The sequence below is a fragment of the Streptomyces sp. CT34 genome (assembly GCF_000805335.1).
Taxonomy (GTDB): domain Bacteria; phylum Actinomycetota; class Actinomycetes; order Streptomycetales; family Streptomycetaceae; genus Streptomyces.
The window spans coordinates 6,779,786-6,784,563 of record NZ_KN708638.1 but is presented as its reverse complement, the minus strand read 5'-3'; the positions used below and the strand labels follow the sequence as shown (position 1 = coordinate 6,784,563).

At 73.8% G+C, this 4,778-nt stretch carries 6 protein-coding genes; 2 read left to right on the top strand and 4 right to left on the bottom strand.

Annotated features, from left to right (window positions below):
* Window positions 1–252: 252 nt before the first annotated feature.
* Window positions 253–708, top strand: coding sequence for a pyridoxamine 5'-phosphate oxidase family protein (locus RZ84_RS29640; RefSeq protein ID WP_043267301.1), 456 nt, complete (start codon window positions 253–255; stop codon window positions 706–708).
* A 55-nt stretch (window positions 709–763) separates the two neighbouring features.
* A complete protein-coding gene (locus tag RZ84_RS29635; RefSeq protein ID WP_052230241.1) occupies window positions 764–1,249 on the top strand; it encodes a hypothetical protein in 486 nt (161 codons plus the stop codon).
* Between the two features lie 116 nt (window positions 1,250–1,365).
* On the opposite strand, the gene RZ84_RS29630 is transcribed toward RZ84_RS29635, so the two are convergent.
* From RZ84_RS29630 to pcaC, 4 genes are all read right to left on the bottom strand, one after another.
* Window positions 1,366–1,806 carry a DUF6278 family protein gene (locus RZ84_RS29630; protein WP_043267299.1) on the bottom strand — a complete coding sequence of 147 codons (441 nt, stop codon included), beginning with the start codon at window positions 1,804–1,806 and terminating at the stop codon, window positions 1,366–1,368.
* Between the two features lie 331 nt (window positions 1,807–2,137).
* On the bottom strand, window positions 2,138–2,917 hold the full coding sequence (locus RZ84_RS29625; RefSeq protein WP_043267297.1) for an exodeoxyribonuclease III: 780 nt from the start codon (window positions 2,915–2,917) through the stop codon (window positions 2,138–2,140).
* A gap of 30 nt (window positions 2,918–2,947) precedes the next feature.
* Window positions 2,948–3,586: an MBL fold metallo-hydrolase gene (locus RZ84_RS29620; protein WP_043267295.1), complete on the bottom strand. Its 639-nt coding sequence runs from the start codon at window positions 3,584–3,586 to the stop codon at window positions 2,948–2,950.
* 82 nt (window positions 3,587–3,668) lie between these two features.
* Window positions 3,669–4,778: bifunctional 3-oxoadipate enol-lactonase/4-carboxymuconolactone decarboxylase PcaDC (pcaC, locus tag RZ84_RS29615; RefSeq protein ID WP_241777915.1), on the bottom strand; the 1,110-nt coding region annotated here is incomplete at its 5' end.

Sequence of the window (4,778 nt, the reverse complement as noted above, 5' to 3'; positions counted from 1 at the left end):
GGGGGGGGCCGGGCGGCGTCCGGTACGTGCCCGAAGGGCGGGCCGGGCGACGGCCCTGTACTGGGGTACTGGGGCCGTTGCCCGGTGCGGCGAAGGGGGACCCCACACCCGAGCCGTGCGAAGCCGGTACGAGGGTGGGGGCACGTGCAGCGCGTCGCCCGGCAGACGGGAGTGCGACGACAGGGCCTACGCCCCCGGCCCTACGCCCCGCGCCCGAAGCGGCGGGCGGGAACGCGTGGTTACGCTCCCGCCATGAGAACTCTCCCCCCGGCCCGCGAGGCCGGGCAGCGCAAGCGGGACGCCCTGCGGCGGCTGGAGTCGGACGAGGACGCCTGGGTCTCGTCCGCCTCCGCCGACGGGGCACCCACCCTGGTGCCGCTCTCGTTCGTCTGGCACCGCGAGCAGTTGGTGATGGCCACCAAGGGGCGGAACCCCACCGCCCGCAACCTCGCTGCCACCGGGGAGAGTTGGGTGGCGCTGGGGACCACCCGTGACGTGGTGCTCGCCCACTGCACCGCCGAGGTCCTGGCGAGCGACGCGCTGGAGCCGGATGCCGCGGACGCGCTCGCGGCGAAGCTCGGCTGGAACCCCTGGGGCCGCGAGCGGTGGGTCTTCCTTCGGTTCACCCCGCGTCGGCTGCTGGTCTGGCGCGAGGAGAACGAAATAGCCGACCGGGAGCTGATGCGGGACGGCGTCTGGCAGGTCTGACCCCGCCGGCACCCCCGTCGCCGCCCGTAACCTCCGGATACGGCATGATCGCGGCATGCGACACCGCGACACTCCGCCGCCCGGCCGCCGCCGGCACCCGCACCTGCCGACGACCGAGGCCGCGGTCACCGCGATCCGGGAACTCGCCGCCGAGTACGGCCTGGAGCTGACCGTCACCGACGACATCGGCGCGGACCGGACCTCGCGGCGCACCTCCGCCGGGGCGTTCACCGTCCTCGACCCGGACGGCTCGCTGCCGCACGAGGCGTTCGTGGAGCTGACCGGCACCCCCGCGGTCACCGTCCAGCTCTACCCCGAGGACGACGCGAGGATCACCGTCGACGCGGTGGAATTCGCCGATGTGCCCCGGGACGCGGTGCCGGCGTTCCTGCGCGCGGTCCACGGCGACCTGGCGTATGTGCAGAGCCGGTTCTTCCCACCGGGGCAGTGGCTGGTCGTGCCGCTCCCCGGCGACGAGACCTACAAGGAGCTGATCGGGCACGCCGCACTCAGCCCGTGGATGGCCCGCCGGTTCCGCTGAACGGGCCGCCGGACAGGGCCCGTTCAGCCCCGCGCCCGGTGGTCCCCGCGGCATCGGGGCACCGGGCCGGGACCGCGCCGGCGCCCGGCCGGGCGCCCGCGGGGATCACCCGGCGGTCAGCCCTCCGCCACCTCCGCATACACCTGGGACAGTTCGGGGGCGCCGTCATCGGCCCACTCATGGCCGGCCGCCACCACATCGATCTCCCGGCCGGACTCCAGCCGCACCACCGGCTGCCCGTCCGGCCACACGTGCCAGACGGCGCCGGGCACCGTGCGGACCATGACCGTGCCGAGATAGAGCCCCGCGTCGTTGCCGAGCCAGAGCAGTACCTCGGGGTCGTCCCGCCACACCGGCTGCAACTGGTCGAGCGCCGCCAACGACCCCACGGAGTCGTCCAGTTCGACCCCCGCGCCGGCCGCTTGATCGCGCAGCAGCTGGCACTCGGACAGCAGCTCCACGACGCTCTCGGGGTCCGCGCGCACCGACTCCGCCAGCGGCACCGAGCCGGCCCGCGGCGCGCGCCTGCGCCACCTGTCCAGGAAAGACATGTTCATGGTGCGAGGGTCCCACCCGCCCCCGCGCCAGGGCCACAGGCGCGCGGCGCGGCGCGCACGCCACCCCACCGCCACCACACGCCTCCCCGGCGGGGGCCGGCTCCGCCTAGGCCACTGTCGTCAAACTCCCGCCCGCCTGCCGACGCCCTGCACGGGCGCCACCCTCGACCCGGCTTCGCACGGCTCGGGCGGGGCCCCCTTCCTCGCATCGGGCAACGACCCCAGTACCCCAGTACTCCAAGTACAGGGGCCGTAGCCCCGCACGCCGAGAGCACGCACCGGACGCCGCCCGGCCCGCCCTTCGGGCGGACGACGAGCTTGACGACAGGACCTAGACGTCCAGGTCCACGACCACCGGGGCGTGGTCCGAGGCGCCCTTGCCCTTCCGCTCCTCGCGGTCGACATAGGCGTCCGAGACGGCCTTGGCGAACGGCGCGTTGCCGTAGACCAGATCGATGCGCATGCCCTTGTTCTTGGGGAAGGCGAGCTGGCGGTAGTCCCAGTAGGTGTAGGGCCGGTCGTACTTCAGGGGGCGGGGCACCACGTCCGCCAGGCCGGCCTCCCGCAGGGCGCCCAGCGCGGCGCGCTCGGCCGGCGTGACATGGGTCTGGCCGACGAAGACGGCGGGATCCCAGACGTCCTCGTCCGTCGGCGCGACGTTGAAGTCGCCGAGGACCGCGAACGGCATGGGGCCCGCCGCCTCCGCGGCGACGGCCGTCTTCAGCGCCTCGAACCAGCCGAGCTTGTAGGCGTAGTGCGCATGGTCGACCTCGCGGCCGTTGGGAACGTAGACCGACCAGACGCGGGCCGGGCCGCAGGTCGCCGAGATGGCGCGGGGCTCCTGCACGCCCTCGTAGTCCGGACCGCCGGGCAGCCCCGAGACCACGTCCGCGAGGCCCACCCTGGACAGCAGCGCCACACCGTTCCACCGGCCGCTGGCGTTGACCGCGGCGTCGTACCCCAGCGCGCGCAGCTCGTCGTGGGGGAACTGCTCGGCGGAGCACTTGGTCTCCTGGATGCACAGCACGTCCGTGCCGGTGCTCTCCAGCCAGGCCAGCAGCCTCGGGAGGCGGGCGGTGATCGAGTTGACGTTCCAGGTCGCGATGCGCATGTCTGCCAACCTACAACCCGGCACCGACAGCTACCCCACCTCGGTACCGGTGCCCGGGGTCAGCCGGCCGTGGTCCGTCCCGCCCAGCTTGTCGATCAGGGAGTCGTAGACCGGCCGGGCGTGGTCCTGGAGCAGGCTGTCGTGGATGTCGATGGCCCGCCGCGGCGCCACCTCGCGGACGTAGTCGATGATCTCGGCGACCTTGTTCCAGGGGGCGTGCACGGGCAGCAGCAGGGTGTCGACGGTGCGGCCCTCGGGGACGGTCAGCGCGTCGCCGGGGTGGAACACCGAGCCGTCCAGCAGAAAGCCGACGTTCGTGATGCGCGGGATGTCCGGGTGGATCACGGCATGCAGCTGGCCGTGCACCTCCACCTCGAAGCCGGCGGCGGTGAAGGTGTCGCCCTCCCCCACGGTGTGCACCCGCCCGGGGAACGCCGCGGAGATCTGCCCGGCGACGCTCGCCAGGGTCCAGATCTCGGCCCCCGGGTTGGCCTCCATGCCCGCCCGGAGCCGGTCCTGGTCGAAGTGGTCCAGGTGCTCGTGGGTGACCAGGATCGCGTCCGCCCCGACGGCCGCGTCCGCCTCGCTGAAGGCACCGGGATCGATGACCAGCGTCCGCCCGTCCTTCGTGATCCGGACACAGGCGTGGGTCTTCTTGGTGAGTTCCATGGGGCCATCCTGCCGCCCGGCGGCCGGGGGCGGGTGGCGATCGTCCGCCGTGGCCGTCCGCCCCACCCGCCTCGCGGGCCTCTCACGCCTCCGGAGTCGTCTCCTCCTGTATGACCTTCTGGGCCACCGTGAAGGCGGAGTTGGCGGCGGGGACGCCGCAGTAGACCGCGGTGTGGAGGAGGATTTCCTTGATCTCCGTGGGGGTGAGGCCGTTGCGGAGGGCGGCGCGGGTGTGCAGCGCGAGCTCCTCGTAGTGGCCGCGGGCGACCAGCGCGGTGAGGGTGATGACGCTGCGGGTGCGGCGGTCGAGGCCGGGGCGGGTCCACGTCTCGCCCCAGGCGTAGCGGGTGATGAAGTCGTGGAAGTCGGCGGTGAAGTCGTCGGCGGCGGCCTCGACGCGGTCCACGTGGGCGTTGCCGAGGACCTCCCGGCGGATCTTGATGCCCTGCTCGTACGTGCCACCGCGGACCTGGGCGGGCTGACTCAGACCGGACTCGATGGCGGCCGGGGCCGTCGTCGGCATCGGCGGCGGCGCGATCTGGGGCTTGGGGGCGGCGGCGCCGATGGCGGCCGGGGCGCCGGGGCCGGGCTTGTCGTGCCAGGCGGTGCTGAAGTGCCGGATGAGGAGCTCGGTGACCGCCGCGGGCTGCTCGACGGGGGCCAGGTGCGAGGTGCCGGGGATCAGCGCCAGGCTTGCGTCCGGTATACCGGCGACCAGGGTGCGGGCGTCGGTGGTCGGGGTGACCTGGTCCTCGGAGCCCACGACGGCGAGGGTGGGCACGCCGACCCGGCCCAGGGAGGACCGTACGTCGTAGGCGGCCAGCGCCTCGCAGGCGGCGATGTAGCAGCCGGGGTCGGTGGTCCGCACCATCTGGACGGCCCATTCGACGATGGCGGGCTGGGCGCCGGCGAAGTCCGGGGTGAACCAGTGCTCGGGTGCGGTGCGGGCGATCGGGTCGAGCCCGTTGGTCCGGATCACCACGCCGCGCTGGCGCCAGGCGTCGGCGGTGCCGTAGCGCGGCGACGAGGACACCAGCGCCAGGGAGGTGACGCGGTGCGGGCGGGTCAGGGCCAGCTGCGTACCGATGGCGCCGCCGATGTTGCAGCCGGCGTAGCCGAAGCGCTCGACGCCCAGGAGGTCGAGCGTGGCGATCAGCCGGTCGGCCAGTTCCGCGATGGACGTTGCCGCGTG

What these genes read in the sequence shown, in the direction of transcription:
- RZ84_RS29640 (WP_043267301.1), top strand. Translation starts at nt 253, where the DNA reads ATGAGAACTCTCCCCCCGGCCCGCGAGGCCGGGCAGCGCAAGCGGGAC.
- RZ84_RS29635 (WP_052230241.1), top strand. Translation starts at nt 764, where the DNA reads ATGCGACACCGCGACACTCCGCCGCCCGGCCGCCGCCGGCACCCGCAC.
- RZ84_RS29630 (WP_043267299.1), bottom strand. Translation starts at nt 1,806, where the DNA reads ATGAACATGTCTTTCCTGGACAGGTGGCGCAGGCGCGCGCCGCGGGCC.
- RZ84_RS29625 (WP_043267297.1), bottom strand. Translation starts at nt 2,917, where the DNA reads ATGCGCATCGCGACCTGGAACGTCAACTCGATCACCGCCCGCCTCCCG.
- RZ84_RS29620 (WP_043267295.1), bottom strand. Translation starts at nt 3,586, where the DNA reads ATGGAACTCACCAAGAAGACCCACGCCTGTGTCCGGATCACGAAGGAC.